We start from the raw sequence: 25,131 nt of genomic DNA on the forward strand, positions 1-25,131 counted from the left end.
ATGTGGTTCACCCGTATCAGCATCGGCAACCCGGTGCTCGCCACGATGATGATGATGGCGTTCCTCGTCATCGGTCTGTTTTCGTATCAGCGGCTCAAGGTCGATCAGTTCCCCGACATCACCTTCCCAATCGTGGTTATACAGACTGCGTATCCCGGGGCGTCACCGGAATCGGTCGAGTCCGACGTCACGCGCAAGATCGAGGAAGCGGTCAACACGATCAGCGGTATCGACGAAATCACCTCGCGTTCCTACGACGCGCAGTCGGTTGTGATCGTGCAATTCGATCTGTCCGTGGACGCAGTGCAGGCGGCTCAAGACGTGCGCGACAAGATCGCGCTGATCCGCCCCGATCTGCGCGACGGCGTGAAAGACCCGCGCGTGCTGCGCTATGACCCGTCGGATATGCCGATCATCACGGTGGCCATCTCGAACGCGCCGGGTGCGTCGTTGTCTACGCGCGATCTGACCACCGTCGCCGATCAGATCGTGCGCAAGCGGCTTGAAACCGTGCGCGGCGTCGGCTCGGTCTCGCTGGTGGGCGGCGTGAAGCGGCAAGTGCAGATCGACGTGAATCCGGAGAAGCTGCAGGCGCTCTCGATCGGCGTCGATCAGGTGATCCGCGCGGTACAAAACGAGAATCAGGAGATTCCGGCCGGGCCGCTCACATCGAGCCATGTCGAGCAAACCGTGCAGGTCAAAGGCCGCTTCGAGAAACCGGATGACTTCAAACGCATCATCGTCGCGCGGCGCGGCGCGCAGTCGGCGATTCCGACAGCCTCTTCTGCGACACAGCCTGTCACGCTCGATCAGGTCGCCGACGTCGTGGATGGCCAGCAGGAACCGGACAGCATGGCCTTGCTCAACGGCCAGCGCGCGCTGTTCCTGTCGATCATCAAGGCGCAAGGCGAGAACACCGTGGATGTCGCGCACGGCGTGCGCGACGAAGTCACGCGTTTGCAGCCTCAACTGCCGCCGGGCGTACAACTTAGTATCACCGACGACTCGTCGATCAATATCGAAGACAGCGTCAACGAGGTGAAACGCACCCTGCTCGAAGGCGCATTGCTGACGGTGCTGATCGTGTTCCTGTTCCTCGGCTCGTGGCGCAGCACGGTGATCACCGGCCTCACACTGCCGATCGCGCTGATCGGCACCTTCGCGGTGATGTACGCGTGCGGCTTCACGATCAACGTGATCACGTTGATGGCGCTGTCCCTATGCGTCGGCTTGCTGATCGACGACGCGATCGTGGTGCGCGAGAACATCGTGCGGCACGTGCAGCTCGGCGCGGATCATCGCACCGCTGCGCTCGACGGCACCAAGGAAATCGCGCTCGCCGTGCTGGCGACCACCTTTTCGATCGTCGCCGTGTTTTTGCCGGTGGGCTTCATGGGCGGCATCATCGGCCGATTCTTCCATCAGTTCGGCATCACGGTGGCCGCTGCCGTGCTGATCTCGATGTTCGTGTCGTTCACGCTCGATCCGATGCTGTCCTCCATCTGGCCGGACCCCGATCTGCACGACGCCGATACCGGCCGCAAAGGCTATCGCTATGGACGCATGATCGAACGTTCCCTGCATCTGTTCGACAAACAGATAGAACGGCTCACCGCGTTCTATCAGCGCCTGCTCGGCTGGTCACTGAAACATCGCGCGATCACGTTGATCGTGGCCGCGGCCACGTTCTTTGGCAGCCTGTTTCTGGTGCCGTTCGTCGGCACCGAGTTCGTGCCGAATGCGGACTTCTCCGAAACGCAGATCGGTTTGAACACGCCGGTGGGCACCTCGCTCGAAGCCACCTCGGAAAAAGTAAAGCAGGTGCAGGCGATTCTCGCGACTTACCCCGAAGTGCGCTTCAGTTACGCGACAGTCAACTCGGGCAACACGCAAGGCAAAAACACCGCGCTGATCACCGTGCGCCTGAAGGACCGGCGCGACCGCACGCGCGGCATGGTCGAATTGAACCAGGTGTTTCGCGCGCGGCTCGCTTCGGTGGCGGGTGTGTCGATCACGGAAATCGGCGTACCCGACGGCGCGGGAAGCACAAAAGCAATCCAGTTGAGCTTGCAAGGAGACAACATCGACGAACTGCGCCGCCTTTCGGACACGGCTCAAGTGCGGATGGCAAAGATTCCAGGCCTCGTCGACCTCGATTCGACTCTCAAGGCGGACAAGCCGATCGTCGCGATCAATGTGAAGCGCGAACTGGCCTCCGACCTCGGCGTGGGCGTGGCCGATATCGGCACCGCATTACGGCCGCTGCTCTCCGGCGACGCCATCAGCACATGGCGCGCGCCCGACGACCAGGACTACGACGTCAGCGTGCGTTTGCCGCGCTCTCAGCGCCGGGACGTCGACGATCTCGCCAAGCTGATGATCGCGACCAACCGCACCGACGCGAACGGTGCGCCGGTGCTGGTGCCGTTGCGCCAGATCGCGGATATCGTCAAGACGACTGGTCCCGATGTGTTGAACCGGCGTGACCTGCAACGTGAGGTGATGCTGTCGGCAAACGTGAATGGCCGCTCGCCCGGCGAAGTTGCCGCAGACGTTGCGAAAACGCTCGACGCGATGCATTTGCCGGCGGGCTACCACTACCGCTTCGAAGGCTCGACCAAGAGCATGAACGAATCGTTCGTGTACGCGGTGGAGGCGTTGGCGCTCGCGGTGATCTTCATCTACATGATTCTCGCGTCGCAGTTCGCGAGCTTCGCGCAGCCGCTCGCCATCATGGCGTCGCTGCCGCTCACGTTGATCGGCGTGCTGATCGCCTTGCTGCTGTTCGGCAGCACGTTGAACATGTTTTCGATCATCGGCTTCGTGATGCTGATGGGTCTCGTGACGAAGAACGCGATTCTGCTGATCGACTTCGCGAATCAGGCGCGGCGCGGCACCCTGCTCGACGCGTCCGGCAAGGGTCGTGTCATGGAGCGGCGTGAAGCGCTGCTCGAAGCGGCGCGCGTGCGTTTACGGCCGATTCTGATGACCACGCTGGCGATGATCTTCGGCATGCTGCCGCTGGCGGCGGCGCTCGGCGAAGGCGGGGAGCAACGCGGGCCGCTTGGGCAGACGGTGATCGGTGGCGTGATTACGTCGTCGATTCTGACGCTGGTCGTGGTGCCGGTGGTCTACACGGTGCTGGAGGATTGGGGGGATTGGCTGCGCCGCAAGTTCAGGCGCAAGGCTTGAGGTGCAAAGCTGCGCAATGTAGCAACTTCGCGCGCCCCTCGCGAAGTTGCTACAGTAGAAGTCTTTCCCCGACCAGCAGTCCCACACCATGCGCACCACCCGAGCCATCCACGCTGTCGAGCGGCTAAAAACCCGCAGCGGCAACCCGCAGTTCGCCGCGATCAGCCTGTCCGGCGGCCTGTTCTATCTGGTCGACAAATCGAGCGGTACAGACAAGAAAGTCTCCGATCCACTGACGCTCGACGATTTCGTCAAATTCGTCGACGGCTTCGGACCGCCGAAACCGCGCAAGGCAAGCAAGCTCGATATTGCGTTTGAAGAGCAAATCAAGAAGAGTAAGGGCAGCTAGGAAGCTGCCGTACCCCATTTTGACGACCGAAGATACCCGCCCCATGACCAGGACAAGCGCCAGGTCCGTCAGCATTGCGCCGGACCACAATCGACCCACGCTGTCAAAGGGCCAGAAAGCCTTCAACACGCTGATCAAACAGATCGAAAAGCGGCGTGCCAGTTTGAGCGCGTGGGAGGAGTTCGCGCCGGCTTTCCAGCAAAAGTACGTGAATGAACTGCTGCCGCTGAAGCAGCAGATGCAACATTTGCGTGCGCAGATGGCGCATCTTCTCGACGAGCAGAGCAACCGGAAACGTATCACCCAGGCCGAACGGCGCACCCTTTCAGCGGTGATTGTCGATCTGGCGGCGAGGTGTCTCGGGGAAGAAGACAGCGACGAGTTGAAAGCGCTATACAACCGGCACAGCGGGTCCGACTACGACGACGAAAAAGCGTCCCAGTTAGACGAAATGAAATCGATGCTCGAGACAGTACTAGGCGTCGAACTGGACGACATCGACATGAACTCGCCCGATGAAGTTCTGGATCGCCTGCAGGCACATATCGATCAGGACGACGCTGCGCAAGCGGCGGAACATCAGGCACGCCAGGCGCGAAGTGCCCCGAAAAAGAAGACAGCGAAGCAGATAGCGGCCGAAACGCGCCGCGAGGAAGAAGAGGCGCAACTCAGCCGCTCGATACGCGAGGTGTATCGTAAGCTGGCCAGCGCGTTGCATCCCGATCGCGAAAGCGATCCAGAGGAACGCAAACGGAAAACCGCGCTGATGCAACGAGTCAACGAGGCCTACAGCAAGAACAACCTGCTGCGTCTGCTCGAATTGCAGCTGGAACTGGAACACATCGACCAGAACGCGATCGATAACCTGAGCGAAGACCGACTCAAGCATTACAACAAGATACTGAAGGAGCAGGTAGGCGAACTCGACGACGAAATTTTGTTTGCCGAAATGGCGTTCAAGGAGCGGTACGGGCTCGACCCGATGGCTTCCATCACGCCGAAGAAGGCAATGTACGGGCTGACGGAGGATTTTATTATGTTGCAGGAACAGATCCGTTCGCTCGAGTACGATCTAGTGGAGTTCCAGGACCTCGGCACGCTTAAGGCCTGGTTGAAAATCAGGCGGCGTTGAAATTGAATGGATCCCTTCGCCGCCGGGGGCGCGCGTCACGTGTCCACGATCAACCGGGTTCTATCGCGCGCCACTGACCGTCCGCCGCGCTGCTCGCTAGCACCGCATCGATAAAGCGCAGGCCCGCCACACCATCATCCACCGTGGTGAGCAACAGGCTTTCAGCGGGCAACGGCTGACCTGCATCCAACGCTTCGATCTGTAACGCCGCATCCTTATACAACTGCGCGAACGCTTCCAGATAACCCTCAGGATGCCCCTGTGGCACACGCGTCGCATGCGCCGCGATCGTACTTTTCACGCGTCCGCGCGTCAGTCGCTCAGCCGATCCGCCGAGCGGCGTGAACCACAATTCGTTCGGATTCTCCTGATCGAAGGCGAGATTCGCTTTCGTCCCGTACACCCGCAGACGCAGCGCATTCTCCGCGCCGCTCGCCACCTGGCTCGCCCATAGCATGCCGCGCGCGCCGTTCGGATAGCGCAGCATCGCCTGCACGTGGTCATCGATACGGCGTCCCGGCACGAACGTATGCAACTCCGCCGATAGCGACGACGGCGTCATCCCCGTGATAAAGGCCGCGAGATGATAGGCATGCGTGCCGATGTCGCCGAGGCAGCCGGCAGGACCCGCCAACGACGGATCCGTGCGCCAGCCTGCCTGTTTGTTCGTACCGCTCGTTTCTATCGGTTCAGCCAGCCAGTCCTGTGCGTACTCGACCTGCACCACGCGTAATTCGCCGAGCGCACCATTTTCGACGAGCTCGCGAGCATGGCGCACCAACGGATAGCCGGAATACGTATGTGTCAGCGCGAACAACTTGTTCTTCTCGCGAGCAAGCTTCGCTAGCGTCTCGCCTTCCGCCAACGAGATCGCCAGGGGCTTGTCGCACACCACATGGATGCCCGCTTCGAGAAAAGCCGTCGCCACCGGCGCATGCAGATGATTCGGCGTGACGATCGCGATTGCGTCGATACCGTCGTCGCGGGCGGCTTCGGCGCGTGCCATCTCGCGCCAGTCTGCATAGCTGCGCGCGATACCGGCTTCAGCGGCACTCGCTTGCGCGCGCTGCGGATCGGACGACAACGCGCCTGCCACCAACTCGAACCGATCGTCGAGCCGCGCCGCGATCCGGTGCACCGCGCCGATAAACGCGCCCTGCCCGCCGCCGACCATGCCGAGCCTGAGTCTTCTGTGTGCCATCGCACTCACTCCTTTGCGATCTGCTTTAACAACTTCACGATTAGCTCGCAGCCAACTCGCCTTCAAATGCCAAGCACGCGTTTTAGCTGCGCCGCATCCACGCCGCTGCCCGCGAAATCGTCGAACGCATGGTCGGCCACGCGAATGATGTGGCGGCGAATGAACTCCGCGCCTTCACGCGCGCCGTCCTGGGGATGCTTCAGCGCGCACTCCCATTCCAGTACCGCCCAGCCGGGGAAATCGTATTGCGCCATCTTCGAGAAGATCGCGCCGAAATCGATCTGCCCATCGCCAAGCGATCGGAAACGCCCCGCACGTTCGACCCAGCCGCTATAGCCGCCATACACACCTTGCTTGCCATTCGGACGAAACTCCGCGTCCTTCACGTGGAACGCCTTGATGCGCTCGTGATAGATGTCGATGAACGCGAGGTAGTCGAGTTGCTGCAAGACGAAATGGCTCGGGTCGTAGAGAATGTTCGCGCGTGGGTGTTGCTTCACTGCGTCCAGAAAGCGCTCGAAGGTCACGCCGTCGTGCAGGTCCTCGCCCGGATGCAATTCGTAGCACACGTCGACGCCGGCTTCGTCGAACGCATCGAGAATCGGAGTCCAGCGGCGCGCGAGTTCGTCGAAAGCGGTTTCGATTAAACCCGCGGGACGCTGCGGCCACGGATAGAGGTAGGGCCACGCGAGCGCGCCGGAAAACGACACGTGGGTGTCCAACCCCAGTCGCTGCGACGCCTTTGCCGCCAGCTTCATCTGTTCGATCGCCCACTGCGTGCGCGCAGCAGGATTGCCGCGCACATGCGGCGCCGCAAAGCCATCGAACAATGTGTCATAGGCCGGATGCACAGCGACGAGTTGCCCTTGCAGATGCGTCGACAGTTCGGTGATCGTCACCCCCGCATCGTCCGCGATCTCGCGCAACGCGTCGCAATAGGTTTGGCTCGCCGCAGCCTGTTCGAGATCGATCAGGCGCGTATCGCACGGCACCTGAATCCCCTTGAAGCCGAGACTCGCCGCCCAGCTCGCCAGATGCGCGAGGTTATCGAACGGCACCTCGTCACCCATGAACTGGGCCAGAAAGATCGCCGGCCCTTTAATGGTTTTCATCGTACGGTTCCTCGAACTATGGCGCACCTGTCATGCCTCTTCGACAGACACACGGCAGGCGCGCTCCGGATGCCCGGGATCAGAACGGCGAGTCAGGAAAATAGAACTGCTGCGCGTTTTCCTTCGTAATCAGCACCGACGGAATGATCGTGGTCGGCGGCAGCTTGTCGCCCTTCAGACGCGCCTCGGCGGTGAGCTTGATTGCGTCGTAGATGAACTTCGGCGAGTAGGATACATCCGCCTTGATCATCGGTGCGCCGTCCATCACGTTCTTCACCATGCCCTTCGAACCCGCGCCTCCGAATACGATCTTGATGTCGGTACGCCTGGCCTGCTCGATCGCCTTGATGACACCCACGGCCATGTCGTCGTCGGCGGCCCAGACTGCGTCGATGTGCTTGAAGCGCGTGAGATAGTCCTGCATCACCTTGAACGCGTCGTCACGATTCCAGTTCGCGTACTTGCCGTCGAGGATCTTCATCTCCGGATAGTTCTTGATCACGTTCGTGAATGCGGTCCAGCGTTCGTTGTCGAGCGTGGTCGGAATGCCGCGCAGCGCGACGATGTTGCCCTTGCCGCCCAGCTCCTTGGCCAGGTACTCGGCGGGGATTTTGCCGAACGCGGTGTTGTCACCCGCAACGTAGGCATCCTGTGCGCTGGTGTCGGTCAGACCGCGATCGACTACCGTCACGTACACGCCCTTCTTCTTTACCTGAGCAACCGGCTGCGTGAGCGAGGCCGATTCGAACGGGAAAATCACCAGTGCGTTGATCTTGTTCACCGTCACCAGATCCTGCAACTGGTTCGCCTGTTCAGGCGCGCCGGCCGCGGTCTTCACGATCACCTTCAGATCAGGATGTGCTTTCTCCAGATCGGCTTTCGCCTTGTTCGCCCACCAGACGATGCCGCCCGTAAAACCGTGGTCGGCTGTCGGAATCGCGACGCCTAGCGTGACCTTTTCATCGGCCCGCGCGACGCCCGCCGTGCCCACTATCCCCAACGCCAGCATGCCGGCGCCGATCGCTCGAATGACTTGCTTCATGGTTCTGTCTCCTATTGTGAGGCGTTCATGCGCCCCGATTCTCGAACTCGCCGTCTCTCCATTTGAAGCTCACACCCACCACCTATCGCCGTCCACGCTGCACAAACGCGACGAAGATAATCACCACGCCCTGCACCGCCGCGTTCAGATACACGCTGATGATGCTGGTCAGATTCAGAATGTTGGCGATCACCGAAAGCAGGATCGCGCCGATCACCGTGCCGACCACGCGCCCTTCGCCGCCCTTGAGCGCAGTGCCACCCACCACCACCGATGCAATCGCCTCGAGCTCCCACAGCAGGCCGGTGGTCGGCGTAGCCGAACCGAGCCGCGGCACGTACAGGACCGTCGCCACGCCGACGCAGATGCCGAGCAGTACGTACGTGACGATCTTCACTGTATCGACGCGAATCGCCGCGTAGCGTGCGACCTGTTCGTTCGAACCGATCGCCTGCACATGGCGGCCAAACGCGGTGCGATTGAGGATCAGCGCGCCACCTGCTGCAACCACAAGGAACACCCAGATCGGGACCGGTACGCCGAAGAAGCTCGCGTAGTAAACCGGCCCGTACAAGTCGGTCAACGAGTTATCCAGAGTCAGCGCGCCGCCATCCGCGAGCCACGTCAGCACCGCGCGAAAAATCCCCAATGTGCCCAGCGTGACGATGAACGGCTCGATACGTCCTTTGGTAATCAGCAGACCGTGCGCGCAGCCGAACAAACCGCCGAGCACCAGCGCGAACACAATGCCGAGCGTCAGAATCAGCAAGGGCGCGAGCGTATGGCCGCCGATACCGGCAGCGAGTCCGTTCATCAGCCAGATCATGCTGCCCGCGATCAGTGCCGCCATCGATCCGACCGACAGATCGATGCCGCCCGAGATAATCACAAAGGTCATGCCGACCGCGATGATGCCAATGAACGACGTGCGCGTGAGCACGTTCATCATGTTGTCGAGCGTCGCGAAATCGCGGTTGAGCAACGTGCCGACAATGCACAGCACGATCAGCCCAACGAGCGGCCCGAGCGCATACAGACGATGCGCAAAGCGCAGCGCGCGACCGGATTGGACGGCTTCAGTGGGTGCCGGTCGCATGGGCGATCAACTCCTCTTCGGTCAGATGTTCGAGCGTGAGTGTGGTTTGCAGGCGTCCTGCGCGCATGACGGCGACGCGGTGGCACAGGCCGATCAGCTCGATCAGTTCGGATGAAATGACGATCACCGCGCGGCCCTGCGCGGCGAGACGATGAATCAGGAAATAGATGTCGCGTTTCGCGCCGACGTCGACGCCGCGAGTCGGCTCGTCGAGCACGATCACATTCGGATCGGGCTGCAGGAACTTGGCGAGCGCGAGCTTCTGCTGATTGCCGCCGGAGAGCACGCGCGCGCGGCTCGACAGATCGCCCGTGCGAATGCCGAAGTCGCTCACGGCCTGGGTCAACGCCGCGCGCCCCGCTTTCATATCGAGCAAGGGATGTGCGTAGCGTTCGAGCGTCATCAGCGTGACGTTGTCCTGCAGGCTTAGATTCACATGCAGGCCCTTGCCTTTGCGGTCTTCGCTCAGATACGTGAGACCGTGGCGCATTGCGTCGCGCGGGCTCTTCAGATCGGCCCGGCGGCCGGCGATCTCGATGCGGCCTGCCGTGCGTTTGCGTAAACCGATGATCGCCTCGAACGCTTCGGTGCGGCCCGCGCCGACCAGTCCCGCAAAACCCAGCACTTCGCCGGCACGCACGTCGAAGCTCAGGTCTTCGACCCAGTCCGGCACGGCGAGGCCTTCTACTTTCAACGCGATCGGCGCGTCGGCCGGCACGGTGATCTTGCCGGGGAACATATCGGACACATCGCGCCCGACCATCAGGTTCGCCATCTGCTGCCGCGCGAGCCCCGCGGTTTCGCTGCGCGCAACAAAGCGGCCGTCGCGCATCACGATCACTTCGTCGGTAATGCGCTCGACTTCATCCAGCTTGTGCGAGATGTAGACAATGGTCACGCCGTCGGCTTTCAGCTTCGCCATCAGCGTGAAGAGGCGCTCGGTTTCGGACGGCGTGAGCGTGGCGGTCGGCTCGTCCATGATGAGCAAACGCGCGCGGCGCGACAGCGCCTTGGCGATCTCCACCATCTGCTTTTCCGCGACGATCAATTCGCGCACTTTCGTATCCGGCGCTTTCTCCAGGCCGACCTGCGCGAGAAAACGCGCCGCCTCGGCACGCATTGCGGCATCGTCTACGAACCAGCCACGCTTTTTTTCATGGCCGAGATACATGTTCTGCGCGATCGTCAGATGCTCGGCGAGGTTGAACTCCTGGTGAATCAGCACGATGCCCGCGGCTTCCGCATCGCGCGAACCGATGAACTGCTGCGCGTGGCCGTCGACCAGCAAGGTGCCCGAGGTCGCCGTTTCGTAGCCGGCAAGGATTTTCATCAGCGTCGACTTGCCCGCGCCGTTCTCGCCAAGCAAACCATAGATGCGTCCCGGCGCCAGCTCGAAGCTCACACCATGCAGCACGCGCACCGGCCCGAAGTCTTTGCGGATATCGTCGAAGCGGATGGCGAGGCTCATGAGTTACGCGCTCCTGCGGATCACGAGCCGATGCGGTAGAAGCACGCCCGGCACGTTCGCCAATGGATTCGCGAGCCGTTGCAGCAGGAGGCGCGCAGCGGTTTCACCGAGTTCGCGCATCGGCTGGGCGATGGTGGTCAGTGGCGGATCGATTTGCGCGGCGAGCGAAATATCATCGAAGCCGACTACCGCGACATCGTCCGGCACGCGCTTGCCGACGCTGCGCAAACCGTGGATCACACCGATCGCGAGCGTGTCGGACACGGCGAAGATCGCGCTCGGCGCGTGAGGCTGCTGCATCAGCAAGGCCGCCGCCGATGCGCCCGCCTCGTAGTCGAGACTGTTGAGGTTCATGCGCCAACGCTCGTCCGGCGTGATGCCCGCTTCGGTCAACGCGTCCAGATAGCCTTGCTGACGCTGCCGCGCGTACAGGTAGTCGACGTCCGAATTAATCAGCCCGATGCGCCGGTGGCCGCGCGCGAGCAGATGCCGCACCGCGTCGCCCGCCGCCCGGTAATTGTCGATGCCGACGTACGGCACGCCCATCGCAGGATCGAACTCGCAGCACGCGACCCAAGGCAGCGCGCTGGATGCCTCGCCGAGCGCCTGCTGGATGGTGGCGGGGTCGAGGCAGATCGCGCCATCTGCGCGACGGCGGCGCAGCAGATCGAAATAGCTGCGCTCGCGTCCCGGATCGGCGCCTGTGTCGCATAGCAGCATGAAATAGCCGTGCTGGCGCGCGACGCTGTCGATGCCGCGTACGATCTCCGCGTAGAAGGGGTTGCCGACGTCAGGCACCATCGTCAGGAGCAGGCGGCTTTCGGCGGTGCGCAGGTTGCGCGCGAGTTCGTTGACGCGATAGCCGCTGGCGTCGACGACCGCCAATACTTTGTCGCGCGTGGCCGGCCGCACGTTCTCGTGGCCGTTCAGCACGCGCGACACGGTCGCCACCGAGACGCCCGCCTGCTCCGCCACCTGGGCAATCGAAAGGCCCTCGGCCGGCCTCAGCGGCTGAACCTCAGGCTGCGCGGGCGCCTTCGACTTCGCGAGGTCCGCTTTGGACAACGACTTGGACAAGTGACTTTGCCTCGAAAATGTAATCGATTACATTTTTGCGCCATGGAAGCGGGAATCGCAAGGACAGATCGCTAGGGATTAACACGGGGTCGAGCAGGCATGGCGACAGCCCGTCCAGGGTTCGGGCCGGCGGCGCACTGCTCGCGGCGGAGTGGATTCGCGCCGCCATTTGGTACAATCCCGCAGTTACCCTGCCGTGGCCGGCTTCCTGAGATGTACCCCGGGGATGTACCCCGAAGTTGCACCCCAAGGCCGCCGGTCAGTGGCAAAGAATTGCAAACTCGCCAAACCATACTGCCGAATCCACCATGAACATCGAGCAAGCGCGTTTCAACATGATCGAACAGCAGATCCGCCCCTGGGAAGTGCTCGACCAGGACGTGCTGAATCTGCTCTCGATCGTCAAGCGTGAAAATTTCGTCCCCACCGTCTACCGCGATCTGGCCTTCGTCGACTTCGAAGTGCCGCTGCCGGCCGGCCAGCACATGCTGGCGCCGCGCGTCGAAGCGCGCGTGCTGCAGGAACTGGCGGTGAAGAAACACGAAAGCGTGCTCGAAATCGGCGCCGGCTCGGGTTACATGGCCGCCCTGCTTGCGCACCGCGCGCAGCACGTGCTGACCGTCGACATCGAACCGGAACTCGCGGAACTGGCGAAGAACAACCTGATCGCCAACGGCGTGCTGAACGCCGAAGTCGTCACCGGCGACGCCTCACGCGGCTGGGCCGGCGCTGCACCGTACGACGTGATCTGCGTGTCGGGCGGCCTGCCGGTGCTGCCGCAGGAAATCCTCGAACATCTGAAGGTCGGCGGCCGTCTGGCGGCTTTCGTCGGCACCGCGCCGGTTATGAAGGCGCAGATCATCACGCGTATCGACGAGAAGCAATACCGCATTGCCGACGTGTTCGAGACTTATATCGAGCCGCTGATCAACGCTGTGCAGCCGCCGCGCTTCAAGTTCTAATTCACACGTTTTATCTGTACGGCTGGCGCGCCGCCGTCCTCTGAACAGGATGTCCTGCTGATGCAAAATCTGACCGCTCACGCGCTCGCCGAATGGCTCGCCGATCAATCGCGCCCTGCACCCGTGCTGCTCGACGTGCGTGAACCGTGGGAAATCCAGACGGCGTCGATCGCCGGCGCCGTGTCGATTCCGATGCGCGAGATTCCCGCGCGCAGCGAAGAACTCGACGACGACGCGCAAATCGTCTGCGTGTGCCATCACGGCGCGCGCAGCGCCCAGGTCGCGATGTTCCTCGAATCGCGCGGCCATACCAACGTCTTCAATCTGCAAGGCGGGATCGACGCGTGGTCGCGTCAGGTCGATCCGTCCATTCCTACCTACTGATCGCACGGTCGCGATGATTCGTCAGCGGGTGCCGGTCCTCGCGGCCGCTCTGGCGCTTCATTGTGCCGCTCTCGCGTTTTTGCCGATCACTGCGCACGCCGTCGGCCTTTCCCAGCTTTACGACGAAGCACTCTCGAACGACGCGCAGTTGCAAAGCGCGCGCGCGGCACTCGCTGCCAATAGCGAAGAGTTGCCGCTTGCTCGCGCCAAACTGCTGCCGCAAGTCTCCGCATCGCTTACCGCGAATCGCCAGAACACCGATTTCGGCGGCGGCTTTCCCGCGTCCTACGGCAACAGCAACGGCTATACGATTTCGCTCACGCAGCCGCTGATTCACGTCGATAGCTGGTACGGCTATGCGCAGGGCAAGCTCGCGGTGGATTCGGCGCAAGCGTCGTTTGCGCAGGCCCGCCAGGATCTGATCGTGCGGCTTGGCCAGGCTTACTTCGACGCGCTCTCCTCACAGGACAGCCTCGCGATTGTGCGCTCGCAGAAAGCGTCGATCGCGCAGCAGCTCGAATCGGCGAAACGTTCATTCGAGGTCGGCAACACGACGATCACCGATACCAACGAAGCCCAGGCTAAATACGATCAGGCGATCTCGCAGGAAATTGCCGCACAGAACGATCTCGCGGTGAAGCTGGCGGCGTTGCAACAGATTGTCGGGCACGCCGTCGAGCAGGTGGATGGACTCTCTGCCGGCGCACCGCTGCCACCGCCCGTGCCCGCCGACATCAATCTGTGGGTCGATGCGGCTACCGACGGGAGCTATCAGGTCGTGCTGAAGCAGATCGCGCTGGATAGCGCGCAACGCGAGACGTCGAAAGCCAGGGCCGGCCATCTGCCAACCGTCGACCTGGTGGCGAGCCGCTCGCGCAGCAGTCTGGGTGCGGCGGGCGCGGGTAACTTTGGCGGCAATTTCGGTGGCGGCTTCGGCAGCGGTGCGAACACGCCCGCTCCCGGCACACCGGCGCTCGCCGCGGAACTGGGCAACCTGGGGTCGTCGTACACGAACAGCACGATCGGCGTGCAGCTCACGATTCCGATCTTTGCGGGCGGCGCGACGCAAAGCCGCGTACGTCAAACGCTCGCCCTCGAAGACCAGGCCGCCGCCGATCTCGATACGGCGCGGCGCAACGCGGCGCTATCGGCGCGGCAGGCGTTTCTCGGCGTGGTGAGCGGACTCGCACAGGTGCGCGCACTGCAAACCGCCGAGCGATCGGCGAACACCTCACTCGAATCGAATCTGCTTGGCTATCAGGTCGGCGTGCGGATCAATATCGATGTGCTCAATGCGCAAGATCAACTGTTTTCGGCACGTCGCGATCTGGCGAAGGCGCGTTATGACACGCTGATCAATAGCCTCAAGCTCAAGGCTTCCACTGCCAATCTCACCGATCAGGACGTGCTGCAGTTGAGCGCACTGCTGTCGCCGGTCGACGATGGTTCGCTGACCGCATTGCCGCAGGTGCCGACAGTGCCGCATCCGGGTGTCGCGGCCAAAGGGGCTGCGGGCAAGCTCGGTCGGCGGACTATGCCGAATGCGGCGGCGGCGCAGTGAGACGGTTCGTTTAGTCTTTTTCTTCCCTGATTGACCCTCTGCCCGCGCGACGTTTCATTCGTTGCGCACGTGGGCTGCCTGCTAGTCGCTGTTGTGTGCGGGCATCCATCGTCGTTCGCACCTTCTCAGCGCGGGACGGGTTGCGACATCCCTAACATCTTCCTTTCATTGCGACTTTTCCGGTTGCCACTGCAGAAATTTCATACGGTTTCCTGAGCATCGCCCGGGCACCATGCTTCGATAATTTTTTCCCGGAGCAGTGTGATGAGATTTGTGAAGATCGCGATGCTGACGGCCATGCTGTCGCCGCTTGCGTCGCATGCGACCTTAGGCGGCGCGCCAGGCGCCGGCACGCCCACTCAAACAATGCTGCGCGCCACGCCGCAATCCGCGGCAGGAGCGACGACCGTCACGACTACTGCGCCATACACCACGCGCGAATCGCGCGACACCAATGGTGTCCTCATTCGCGAATACGTACTGCCATCCAACACCGTGTTCGCCGTCACCTGGGAAGGTCCGATCCGTCCGGACATGACTGCGCTGCTCGGCAGCTATTTCCCCAACTTCGTCACTGCCGGCGAGAGTCGCGCGCGCGGTACCGGTCCACTGAACGAAGGCAACGGTGACTTCCGCATCGAGTCAGCCGGCCGCCTCGGACATTTCTTCGGCATGGCGTACCTACCGCGCCTGATGCCGGCAAACGTCCGCCCAGGCGATCTGAAGTAATACGGCACATCGATTTCGCGGAAAACAACAAGATGAAGACAATCAACAAGACACTCTGGATCGCGCTGGCAGCGCTTGGCCTGACACTGTCCGCGTGTGGCGGTGGAAGTGATGGAAGCGGCAGCAAAAACAATGGCTCCATCGCCTGGTCCGCCGATCCAGACTGGATCAAGAAACCGGATGGCTCGGGCAACTCCGGCAATTCGGGGAATACGTCCAGCGGCAGCAACACGGTGCCAATTCGCGTCGACAACTCGACGGGCAGTATCAACATGCTTTTCGCGACGATCAGCGTGTGCGTCCCCGGCGCGCAAGGCTCCAGTCAGTGCGTGACAGTCGACCGCATGCTAGTGGATACCGGCTCGGTCGGCGTACGCATCATGGCCAGCGCATTGCCGACACTCGGTTCCCAGTTGCTCACGCAAGTCGGCGCCGTCGACGACGCGAGTGGCGTCGCACCGATCGCCGAATGCATGCCGTTCGGCTCCGGTACGACGTGGGGCTCGGTGAAACGCGCCGACGTCAAAATCGGCAACCGCACGGCAAGCAACATCCCCATCCAGTTGGTCGGCGACGGCGCGTACACCATCCCGTCGGATTGCGTCGCGCACGGTGGCCCGGACCTGAGTACCGCCGAAAGACTCGGCGCCAACGGTATTCTCGGGATCGGCTACGGCACGTATGACTCGAAAGACGCGCTGACTACGGCGCTGCCGGGGAATTACTACTATTGCACGGCCGCCAACGCTTGCTTCAACACGCGCATGTCGATGACCAAAGAGGTGATGAACCCTGTCGCTGCCTTCCCGAGCGATAACAACGGCACGATCATCCGTCTGCCCAAGCTGCTTGCCGGCGGCCAGGCGAGTGTCACAGGCGAGTTGGTGTTCGGTATCGGCACGCAGTCAAACAACGCATTGCCGTCGAATGTGAACATCCTGGCGATAGACGAATACGGCGAATTTACGACGCAGTACCAAGGTCAGGTATTCAACTGGAGCGCAATTGACAGCGGCACCAACGGGTACGCGTTCCAGGACGACTCGATTCCCACGGCGTCCAACTGGTATTCGCCGTCAACTGCGCTGAACCTGGCCGCCACGATGGAAGCCACCAACGGCAAGGGAACACCCGTCAATATGCCGTTCACGATCGATAGCGCCGTCCGCGTGTCGGCGAACGGGTATGCCGCTTACGACAACGTCGGCTGGTATCTGTCCAACTCGAAAATGTTCATGTGGGGCCTGCCTTTCTTCTACGGACGCAGTGTGTACACGACGGTAGGCAGCGGCACGATCGGCAAGCAGACCGGACCGTTTGTAGCGTTCTGACGAATGCAGGCGGGCAGACGGTGTCGCGAGGTACCGTCCGCCCGAGGTCGATTCTGACTCGTAGTTAGGACTTTTCCGCACCTCTCAATAATCCCTCGCAGGCACCATGCTCCGACCTGTTTTTTGGAGCAATGTGATGAAATTTGTAAAGATCGTACTGGCCGTGTCGGCTCTTTTGCCGCTCGCGTCGTATGCGGCGTTGGGTGGGGCACCGGGTGCGGGTTCGGCTCCGAAGTCCTTGCTCCAATCGGCAGCGCCTAATTCCCTTTCTGCTGCGGCGGCTTATACCGTGCGTGAATCGTATGACACCGACGGCGTCAGGATTCGCGAATACGTGCTGCCTACCAATGTCGTGTTTGCTGTCACGTGGCAAGGGCCGGTGCGCCCGGATATGAGCGTTCTGCTTGGCAGCTATCTCCCCAACTTCGCCTCGGCGAGTCAGACCCATGCGCGCGGCACCGGTCCGTTGATCGAACATAACAGCGGCTTTCACGTTGAATCAGCCGGCCGGCCTGGATATTTTTTCGGCAAGGCGTATTTGCCACGCCTCGTCCCCGCCAACGTTCGCGTGGACGAACTGCAGTGAAGCAGCGCCTCGATTCACGGAATACAAACATGAAAACTTTCAACAAGACGCTTTGCTTCGCGCTTCTGACGGCCAGCGTGGCGCTGTCGGGTTGCGGCGGCGGCGGTGGTGACAACGCCGACCCGAACGCGACGAAGAATAACGACAACCCGGCGCCGGTTACGCCGACGCCGAGTCCCACACCGACGCCCACGCCGAGCCCGAGCCCGAGCCCGACCCCGACTCCGACTCCGACTCCGACCCCGACTCCGACTCCGACTCCGACTCCGACTCCGACTCCGACTCCGACTCCGACTCCGACTCCGACTCCGACTCCGACTCCGACTCCGACTCCGACTCCGACCCCGACCCCGACTCCCACGCCCACCCCAACTCCGGTCCCCGACGTCAATACCGTCCCGATCACCGTCGAGCGTTGGACGGGGAATTACCCCAACATGCCGTACGTGAGCGTCACGCTTTGCATCCCCGGCGTGCAGGGCAGCACGCAATGCGCAACCATCGACCACATGCAGCTGGATACAGGCTCGGTCGGCGTACGAGTACTGGCAAGCGCATTGGGCTCGGCACTCGCCGGCCACTTGCCGACACAATCGGGCGCCACCAATGATCCGACCGGCAACGCGCCGATCGCCGAATGCGCGGTGTTCGGCTCGGGGTACACGTGGGGACCGATTAAACGGGCCGACGTGACGATCGGCGGCAAAACGGCAGGCAATCTGCCCGTGCAAGTGATCGCCGACGGTACGTATGCCACGCCGTCGGATTGCGTTTCACGCGGCGTCAACAACCTTGGCTCCGTATCTGCGCTCGGCGCCAACGGCGTGCTCGGCATCGGCCCGGCGCAACGCGACTATCCGGCTGCGGCACAAACCGTCTTGCCGGCGGCCTACTATTACTGCACATCCGCGACGTCGTGCATGAACACGCGCGTGCCGCTCGACACGCAGGTCATGAATCCGGTGGCCAACTTCACCTCCGACAACAACGGCACAATCATCCGCCTGCCGGCGTTGCCCGCGGGTGGTCAGTTGAGCGCCACGGGTGAACTGGTGTTCGGCATCGGCACCCAGTCGAACAACGCTATGCCGTCGAACCCGAATATCGTGGCGCTCGATCAGAATGGCTTCTTCCAGACCACATACAAGAGCCGTTCGTATTCGAGCGCAATCGACAGCGGCTCCAATGCAAACATCTTCGCGGATTACACGGTTCCCTATTTGGGCGACTGGTATACGCCGTCAACCACGCTCAGTCTGTCCGCTATCCTGACGGGCGTCGACAAAGCCGCCATGCCGATCACCGTGCCATTCTCACTGGCCAACGGCTGGAGCTTGCGGGCGAGTCAGTATGCGGCCTACGACAGCCTTGGCTCGCCATCCGCAGGGATGTTCCTCTGGGGGTTGCCATTCTTCTTCGGTCGCAACGTCTACACGGCGCTCAACAACGTGACGATCGGCAAGCAAGCGGGACCGTTCATCGCTTTCTGATCATTGAGAGCGGCATCCATGCGATAAACAAAAAAGGTCGGCGCCGCAAGGTGCCGACCTTTTTCTTGCGCTAGAAAGGTAACGTCCTGCCGCCTCCCTATTCCGTCTCCTGCAAAACCTCTGCCACCGTCCTGAAGATCTCATCGATCTGCGTCTCTTCAATAATCAACGGCGGCGAGAACGCCAGGATGTCACCCGTATAACGCGTCAACACCCCCTTCTCGAAACACCGCACGAAAACATCACAAGCACGCCCCCCGGGCACTCGCACGCGGCGCCAATTCCACCCCACCGATAAGTCCAAGATTGCGCACGTCGATCACCTGCCTTTCGCCGCGCAGCTTATGAATCGCGTTCTCGAGGATCGGCATCATCCGGGCAGCCCGTTCGAACAACTGCTCACGCTTGTACAGATCGATCGTCGCGCAGGCCGCAGCGGCCGCGATGGGATGTCCCGAATACGTATATCCATGAAACAACTCGATCCCGGCCGGCGCCCCATTCACGATCGAGTCGTGAACCTTGCCACTCGCCGCGACCGCCCCCATCGGCGCCGCTGCATTGTTAGTGCCCTTGGCCATCGTGGGACGTGTAGTACATCCCCTTCGCGCTCGCCAGCAGCCGTGGCGCGCTCTTGAACTGGCGGTTCGCCGTAAAGGGCATCCAGAACGCGGACATATCGGGTGGAGTGGCGGCGGTGCGCTCATTCATGTTCTGTCTCCTCGCGTGAGCGGCCTTCCAGTGTAGGCAGAGCACGACGTATGCACAAAGGGGCGGCGGGCATGCACCGTCGATGCCCGCTGGCCGATCGACGCGCTTCGTTGCGGCGCGACACGCACCTGAACGAGGCGTACGCCCTGCTCCTGCACCAATTTTGAGCTGCGTCACGCATAACTTACGCGGCGCATCACCGCGTTGCAGCGCGCAATGGCGCGGACTTCAAGTCGAAATTGCCGCATGGCATGTGCCTTGCAGTACACAAGCGGCAAGTCATGCAGGATAAGCCCTGCTGGCTGAAATCGACGCCCATAAACACTCACCATCAATGGCAAGGGGATGCACATGAAACGTCGCAGTCTGTTGAAATTTGGTTCGATGTCGGGCGCGCTGGCGCTGGCCGGCAAGGTCCCATTTGCGAATGCCCAGTCGGGCAGCGGTCCCATCAAGGTAGGCGTTCTACATTCCTTGTCTGGCACGATGGCGATCTCGGAGACATCGCTCAAAGACACTGCATTGATGACCATCTCGGACATCAACAAGAACGGCGGCGTGATGGGCCGCCAGTTGCAGCCGGTGGTCGTGGACCCGGCGTCGAACTGGCCGCTGTTCGCCGAAAAAGCGCGCCAGCTGATCACCCAGGAAAAGTGCGCGGTCGTGTTCGGTTGCTGGACTTCCGTGTCGCGCAAGTCGGTGCTGCCGGTGTTCGAAGAGCTGAACGGCCTGCTGTTCTATCCGGTGCAATACGAAGGCGAAGAAATGTCGCGCAACGTGTTCTACACGGGCGCCGCGCCGAATCAACAAGCAATTCCGGCCACCGAATATCTGATGAGCGCGGAAGGCGGCGGCGCCAAGCGCTTCTTCCTGCTGGGTACCGACTATGTGTACCCCCGCACGACCAACAAGATCCTGCGCTCGTTCCTCAAGTCGAAAGGTGTGCAGGAAGCCGATATCCAGGAGGTCTACACACCGTTCGGCCACAGCGACTACCAGACCATCGTCGCGAACATCAAGACCTTCTCCCAGGGCGGCAAGACCGCGGTGATCTCGACCGTGAACGGCGACTCGAACGTGCCGTTCTACAAGGAGCTGGGCAACCAGGGGTTGAAGGCGTCCGACGTGCCGGTCGTCGCGTTCTCGGTCGGCGAAGAAGAACTGCGCGGCATCGATACGAAGCCGCTGGTCGGCAACCTCGCGGCATGGAACTACTTCATGTCGCTGCGCAATCCGACCAACGAGAAGTTCAAGAAGCAATGGGCCGCATGGGTCAAGGACAACAACCTGCCGGGCGGCACCAAGCGCGTGACCAATGACCCGATGGAAGCGACTTTCGTCGGCATCCATATGTGGAAGCAGGCTGTCGAGAAAGCGAAGAGCACGGACGTGGACAAAGTGCGCGTGGCAATGGTCGGCCAGACGTTTGCGGCACCGTCGGGCTTCACGCTCGAAATGGACGGCAATCACCATCTGCACAAACCGGTGATGATCGGCGAAGTGCGTGCCGACGGTCAGTTCAACGTGGTGTGGCGGACCAAGACCGCGATTCGCGCGCAACCGTGGAGCCCGTTCATCGCCGGCAATTCGAGCAAGCCGGACGTGGTCAGTTCGATTCCGGCATTCCTGAAGCGCTCGCGGGTTGCCTGAACCTGAACCTGAATCTGGACAGAGCCGGGGCCAAACAAGCCGCTGCTCTGCCCGACAGGACACTGCAAGACGCAAGACAACGGCGCGGCGCCGGCGCATTACGGCGATGCCGCGCCGCCTCGCCGGTTTTTCTTCAAAGGCCATCATGGCGTTTTCATTTCCGACATTCGCACGACGCAGCATCGGCGGCCTCGCGCTTGCGCTTATCGTTAGCGCGCCGCTCACCGCGTTTGCGCTCACCCCGGCCGATGTCGCGCCGCTCGCCGGCGACGACTTCGATGCCAAATCCGCGGCAATCGACAAGCTGATTGCCAACCACGACAAAGAATCGCTCGCGGTCCTCAAAGCGCTTTCCGAGGACAGAGCGCTCGCCACCGATTCCGGCGCCGTGCTGCTGCAAGACGGCGACACGGCACACGATGCCATCACCGGCAAAACCGTCGCCGCGGGCGACGCGCAACCGGTCACCCTGAACAACCTGCTGCGCTCGAAAGTGGCAGGCGCACTCTCGGGCCAGCAACTCGACTCGCCCGACGCCGCCACACGCGACGCCGCCATCACTGCGCTGCTGCAAAACCCCGATCCGTCGATCAAACCACTCGTCGACGCAGCTCGCGCCAAGGAAACCGATCCGGCGCTGAAGAAACGCCTCGACACGCTGTGGGCAATGACCGCGTTGCACGACGCCGACCCTGCCAAGCGTCTTGAAGCCGTGCAACTGGTCGCCGCGCGCCACGATCTCGACATGAACGAACTGCTGCGTCCGCTCGTCGCGAAGAAGCCGGACGGCACCTTCAACGAAGCCGATGACCGCGTGCGCGCCGCCGCGCAAAAGGGTATTGACGAACTCGATTCGATCCAGCGCCGCAGTCAGATCGCCGGCACACTGTTCGCGGGCTTGTCGCTCGGCAGCGTACTGCTGCTTGCCGCATTGGGTCTCGCGATTACGTATGGGCTGATCGGCGTCATCAACATGGCGCACGGCGAGTTCCTGATGATCGGCGCCTACGCCACCTACGTGGTGCAGAACCTGTTCCAGCGCTTTGCTCCCGGCGCGTTCGACTGGTATCCACTGCTCGCGGTACCGGCGTCATTCGCCGCAGCCGGACTGGTAGGCATCGTGCTCGAACGGCTGGTGTTGAAGCATTTGTACGGCCGTCCGCTCGAAACCCTGCTGACCACCTTTGGCGTCAGCCTGATCCTGATTCAGGCGACACGTATGGTCTTCGGCGCGCAGAACGTGCAGGTGATCAACCCTGCATGGATGAGCGGCGGCGTGACCGTGCTGCCCAATCTGATCCTGCCGTACAACCGGCTGGCGATTCTGGCGTTTTCGCTGATCGTCGTCGGGATTGCGTGGGGGGTTCTCACTAAAACACGCCTGGGTCTGTTCGTGCGAGCCGTCACGCAAAACCGGCGCATGGCGGCGTGCGTCGGCGTGAAGACCGCACGCGTCGATTCGTATGCGTTCGCATTCGGCGCGGGCATTGCGGGCCTGGGTGGCTGCGCGCTGTCGCAGATCGGCAATGTGGGCCCGGACCTCGGGCAGAGCTACATCATCGATTCATTTATGGCTGTTGTGCTCGGTGGTGTCGGCCAACTTGCCGGCACGGTGATCGGCGGCTTCGGTCTCGGGCTCGTCAGCAAGGCGATCGAGCCGTTCTGGGGCGCGGTGCTCGCAAAGATCGCCGTGCTCGTGCTGATCGTGTTGTTCATCCAGAAGCGTCCGCAGGGCATGTTCGCCCTCAAGGGCCGTAGCGCGGAGGCATGAACATGACATCTGCAACTTCATCGGCTCACGTCGGCGCAGCAAGCAGTAGCGCTGCTGCCGGACGCGAAGCGCAGTCCGGCTTCGCGCTTGGCTTGCCGCCGCGTCCCGCACTGCTGTCGCGCCGTGCCTGGCTTGCACTGATCGCCCTCATCATCGTATTCGGTCTCGGCGTGCCCTTCGGCACGCTGGTGGTCCCGGAGACGAGCGCGTTCCATCTGTCCGCTTACGCGATGACGATCACCGGCAAGTTCATGTGCTACGCGATTGCCGCGCTGGCACTCGATCTCGTGTGGGGCTATTGTGGCATTCTGAGCCTGGGACACGCGCTATTCTTTGCATTGGGTGGCTACGCGATCGGCATGTACCTCATGCGCTCGATCGGCCACGAAGGCAAATACGGCAGCGACCTGCCCGACTTCATGGTGTTTCTCGACTGGCACCAACTGCCCTGGTACTGGCAAGGCACACAGCATCTCGGTTATGCGCTGCTACTGGTGGTGCTGATACCCGCCGTTGTCGCGTGGGTCTTCGGCTTCTTCACGTTCCGTTCGCGGGTGAAGGGTGTGTATCTGTCGATCATCACGCAGGCGATGACGTTTGCCGCCATGCTGCTGTTCTACCGCAATGAAACGGGTTTCGGCGGCAATAACGGCTTCACCGACTTCAAGCGCATCGGCGGTTTTCCGATTACGCATCCGGGCACGCGCACTGTCCTTCTGCTGATCACGTTTGCCGTATTGATTCTGGCCTTCATCGGCGCGCGGGCAATCGTCACGTCGAAGCTCGGCCGCGTGGTCACGGCGGTACGCGACGGCGAAACACGCCTGATGTTCCTCGGTTACAGCCCGCTCGCGTACAAGCTGTTCGTGTGGACTGTATCCGCGATTTTGTGCGGGATTGCCGGCGCGTTGTATGTGCCGCAGGTCGGCATCATTAATCCTGGCGAGATGTCGCCGGGCAATTCGATCGAGATGGCAATCTGGGTTGCGGTGGGTGGACGCGGCACCTTGATCGGACCGATCATCGGCGCGTTCGCGGTGAACGGCGCGAAGAGCTTTTTTACGGCGAACTTCCCTGAATACTGGCTGTTCTTTCTTGGCCTGATTTTCGTGCTGGTCCCGCTGTTGCTGCCGAACGGCATCATGGGGCTGATCGAAATGGTCACGCGCAAGAGGAACCGCTCATGAACGAAAACCCGATGGTTCCTGATCTTGCACTGCCTGAAGAGCCTGCTGAACGCTCGTTGAGCGGCGTCGCAAGCATGGGGCACGTGGTGGTGCCGGGCGAGATCGACATTTCGCACGGGACGATTCTGTACCTTGAAGACGTGACCGTGAGTTTCGATGGATTTCGCGCGTTGAATGCGTTGACCTTGTCGATCAACGCGGGCGAATTGCGATGCATCATCGGGCCGAATGGCGCCGGCAAGACGACAATGATGGACGTCATCACCGGGAAGACCGAGCCGGATTCCGGCAAGGTTTTTCTCGGGCAGTCGATCGATCTGACGCGGATGAACGAGCCTTCTATTGCGCGCGCCGGGATTGGGCGCAAGTTTCAGAAGCCAACCGTTTTTGAGCAACATCCCGTGTGGGAGAACCTTGAGCTGGCGATGAAGGCTGACAAGGGATGGTGGGCTTCTTTGCGCGCACGGCTCGATCGTGAGGCGCAAGCGCGGATTGAAGAGACGCTGGCGTTGATTGGGCTTGAGAGTGAGGCTAGACGGCTTGCCGGAGAGTTGTCGCATGGACAGAAACAGCGGCTCGAGATTGGGATGTTGTTGATGCAACAACCGGCGCTGCTCTTGCTCGATGAGCCTGCGGCCGGTATGACCGATGACGAGACCATGCAGTTAGCTGAGTTGCTCAATCACCTGCGTGGGACGTGTTCGATGATGGTGGTTGAACATGATATGGAGTTTGTCGCGGCTCTTTCGGGCGAGAAGGGGAAGGTGACGGTGATGGCCGAAGGGCGGGTTCTCGCTCACGGCACGCTTGATGAGGTGAAGAGAGATGAGACGGTGATTGAGTCTTATCTTGGGCGGTGATTTGGGGTTTTTTTTTGCCTTTGGCGGTGGCGTTGGCGGGTTGCACGCGTGGTGCCTGTTGTTTGTGTACTTGCTCGGTGTTTTTTGCTCTGCGTGTGGTTTTTTTTGATCTGGATTTTTGGCGTTTCCTTGATCTGGCTTCTTTGGCCTTTCCTTGAATTGATATTGGTTTATTAGCGTTGCCCCTGTGCGGGGCGGCACTTACTTTCTTTGCCGCCGCAAAGAAAGATAAGCAAAGAA

Annotated in this window: 21 protein-coding genes and 1 pseudogene; 14 read left to right on the top strand and 8 right to left on the bottom strand. The window is 61.6% G+C overall.

Annotation, left to right across the window (positions count from 1 at the left end; translation table 11 throughout):
* The 3 genes from ACUN0E_RS37565 to ACUN0E_RS37575 all read left to right on the top strand — a co-directional run bounded on the left by ACUN0E_RS37565 (position 1) and on the right by ACUN0E_RS37575 (position 4,673).
* Positions 1-3,192 (top strand): efflux RND transporter permease subunit, encoded by a 3,192-nt coding sequence (locus ACUN0E_RS37565; protein ID WP_445569780.1) that lies wholly within the window; start codon positions 1-3, stop codon positions 3,190-3,192.
* An 88-nt stretch (positions 3,193-3,280) separates the two neighbouring features.
* On the top strand, positions 3,281-3,541 hold the full coding sequence (locus ACUN0E_RS37570) for a hypothetical protein (RefSeq protein WP_154565923.1): 261 nt from the start codon (positions 3,281-3,283) through the stop codon (positions 3,539-3,541).
* Complete coding sequence (locus ACUN0E_RS37575; RefSeq protein WP_445569781.1) at positions 3,507-4,673, top strand: J domain-containing protein; 1,167 nt, start codon at positions 3,507-3,509, stop codon at positions 4,671-4,673. The genes ACUN0E_RS37570 and ACUN0E_RS37575 overlap by 35 nt, the downstream gene beginning before the upstream one ends.
* A gap of 49 nt (positions 4,674-4,722) precedes the next feature.
* Here ACUN0E_RS37575 and ACUN0E_RS37580 read toward each other — a convergent pair whose 3' ends face one another.
* The 6 genes from ACUN0E_RS37580 to ACUN0E_RS37605 all read right to left on the bottom strand — a co-directional run bounded on the left by ACUN0E_RS37580 (position 4,723) and on the right by ACUN0E_RS37605 (position 11,669).
* Positions 4,723-5,874, bottom strand: coding sequence for a Gfo/Idh/MocA family protein (locus tag ACUN0E_RS37580; protein WP_445569782.1), 1,152 nt, complete (start codon positions 5,872-5,874; stop codon positions 4,723-4,725).
* A 62-nt stretch (positions 5,875-5,936) separates the two neighbouring features.
* The gene (locus ACUN0E_RS37585; RefSeq protein ID WP_445569783.1) at positions 5,937-6,986 is read right to left on the bottom strand and encodes a sugar phosphate isomerase/epimerase family protein; all 1,050 of its coding nucleotides are present in this window, start codon (positions 6,984-6,986) and stop codon (positions 5,937-5,939) included.
* A gap of 79 nt (positions 6,987-7,065) precedes the next feature.
* Entirely contained in the window at positions 7,066-8,028 is a 963-nt protein-coding gene (locus ACUN0E_RS37590) for a substrate-binding domain-containing protein (protein ID WP_408237398.1), read from the bottom strand.
* An 82-nt stretch (positions 8,029-8,110) separates the two neighbouring features.
* Complete coding sequence (locus tag ACUN0E_RS37595; RefSeq protein ID WP_445569784.1) at positions 8,111-9,124, bottom strand: ABC transporter permease; 1,014 nt, start codon at positions 9,122-9,124, stop codon at positions 8,111-8,113.
* A complete protein-coding gene (locus ACUN0E_RS37600) occupies positions 9,105-10,592 on the bottom strand; it encodes a sugar ABC transporter ATP-binding protein (protein WP_445569785.1) in 1,488 nt (495 codons plus the stop codon). Before ACUN0E_RS37600 ends, ACUN0E_RS37595 begins: the two co-directional genes overlap by 20 nt.
* 3 nt (positions 10,593-10,595) lie before the next feature.
* Complete coding sequence (locus ACUN0E_RS37605) at positions 10,596-11,669, bottom strand: LacI family DNA-binding transcriptional regulator (RefSeq protein ID WP_445569786.1); 1,074 nt, start codon at positions 11,667-11,669, stop codon at positions 10,596-10,598.
* A gap of 308 nt (positions 11,670-11,977) precedes the next feature.
* Here ACUN0E_RS37605 and ACUN0E_RS37610 point away from each other — a divergent pair, with 308 nt between their 5' ends.
* The 7 genes from ACUN0E_RS37610 to ACUN0E_RS37640 all read left to right on the top strand — a co-directional run bounded on the left by ACUN0E_RS37610 (position 11,978) and on the right by ACUN0E_RS37640 (position 18,712).
* Positions 11,978-12,631 (top strand): protein-L-isoaspartate O-methyltransferase family protein, encoded by a 654-nt coding sequence (locus tag ACUN0E_RS37610; RefSeq protein WP_445569787.1) that lies wholly within the window; start codon positions 11,978-11,980, stop codon positions 12,629-12,631.
* 60 nt (positions 12,632-12,691) lie between these two features.
* Positions 12,692-13,015 carry a rhodanese-like domain-containing protein gene (locus ACUN0E_RS37615; RefSeq protein ID WP_445569788.1) on the top strand — a complete coding sequence of 108 codons (324 nt, stop codon included), beginning with the start codon at positions 12,692-12,694 and terminating at the stop codon, positions 13,013-13,015.
* Positions 13,016-13,028: 13 nt separating this feature from the next.
* A complete protein-coding gene (locus tag ACUN0E_RS37620; protein ID WP_445569789.1) occupies positions 13,029-14,576 on the top strand; it encodes a TolC family outer membrane protein in 1,548 nt (515 codons plus the stop codon).
* A gap of 264 nt (positions 14,577-14,840) precedes the next feature.
* The gene (locus tag ACUN0E_RS37625) at positions 14,841-15,305 is read left to right on the top strand and encodes a DUF2844 domain-containing protein (protein WP_408393978.1); all 465 of its coding nucleotides are present in this window, start codon (positions 14,841-14,843) and stop codon (positions 15,303-15,305) included.
* A gap of 32 nt (positions 15,306-15,337) precedes the next feature.
* Entirely contained in the window at positions 15,338-16,636 is a 1,299-nt protein-coding gene (locus ACUN0E_RS37630; RefSeq protein WP_408393975.1) for a DUF3443 domain-containing protein, read from the top strand.
* A 136-nt stretch (positions 16,637-16,772) separates the two neighbouring features.
* Positions 16,773-17,222: a DUF2844 domain-containing protein gene (locus ACUN0E_RS37635; RefSeq protein WP_445569790.1), complete on the top strand. Its 450-nt coding sequence runs from the start codon at positions 16,773-16,775 to the stop codon at positions 17,220-17,222.
* Positions 17,223-17,251: 29 nt separating this feature from the next.
* On the top strand, positions 17,252-18,712 hold the full coding sequence (locus tag ACUN0E_RS37640) for a DUF3443 domain-containing protein (protein ID WP_445569791.1): 1,461 nt from the start codon (positions 17,252-17,254) through the stop codon (positions 18,710-18,712).
* A gap of 97 nt (positions 18,713-18,809) precedes the next feature.
* Here ACUN0E_RS37640 and ACUN0E_RS37645 read toward each other — a convergent pair.
* Together ACUN0E_RS37645 and ACUN0E_RS37650 are read right to left on the bottom strand one after the other, a co-directional pair.
* Positions 18,810-19,296: pseudogene (locus tag ACUN0E_RS37645) on the bottom strand (aminotransferase class III-fold pyridoxal phosphate-dependent enzyme); the annotation flags it as partial.
* Entirely contained in the window at positions 19,277-19,423 is a 147-nt protein-coding gene (locus ACUN0E_RS37650; RefSeq protein ID WP_445570620.1) for a hypothetical protein, read from the bottom strand. The gene ACUN0E_RS37650 and the pseudogene ACUN0E_RS37645, both read right to left, overlap by 20 nt.
* Positions 19,424-19,774: 351 nt before the next feature.
* On the opposite strand from ACUN0E_RS37650, the gene urtA reads away from it, so the two are divergent.
* From urtA to urtD, 4 genes are all read left to right on the top strand, one after another.
* Positions 19,775-21,073, top strand: a complete 1,299-nt coding sequence (gene urtA / locus ACUN0E_RS37655) for an urea ABC transporter substrate-binding protein (protein WP_445569792.1) — start codon at positions 19,775-19,777, stop codon at positions 21,071-21,073.
* Between the two features lie 145 nt (positions 21,074-21,218).
* Positions 21,219-22,844 carry an urea ABC transporter permease subunit UrtB gene (gene urtB / locus ACUN0E_RS37660; RefSeq protein ID WP_445569793.1) on the top strand — a complete coding sequence of 542 codons (1,626 nt, stop codon included), beginning with the start codon at positions 21,219-21,221 and terminating at the stop codon, positions 22,842-22,844.
* A 2-nt stretch (positions 22,845-22,846) separates the two neighbouring features.
* Positions 22,847-24,031 (top strand): urea ABC transporter permease subunit UrtC, encoded by a 1,185-nt coding sequence (gene urtC, locus ACUN0E_RS37665; protein ID WP_445569794.1) that lies wholly within the window; start codon positions 22,847-22,849, stop codon positions 24,029-24,031.
* Positions 24,028-24,891 carry an urea ABC transporter ATP-binding protein UrtD gene (gene urtD / locus ACUN0E_RS37670; protein ID WP_408216504.1) on the top strand — a complete coding sequence of 288 codons (864 nt, stop codon included), beginning with the start codon at positions 24,028-24,030 and terminating at the stop codon, positions 24,889-24,891. Before urtC ends, urtD begins: the two co-directional genes overlap by 4 nt.
* Positions 24,892-25,131: the final 240 nt, after the last annotated feature.

The organism is Paraburkholderia sp. D1E (assembly GCF_052682275.1).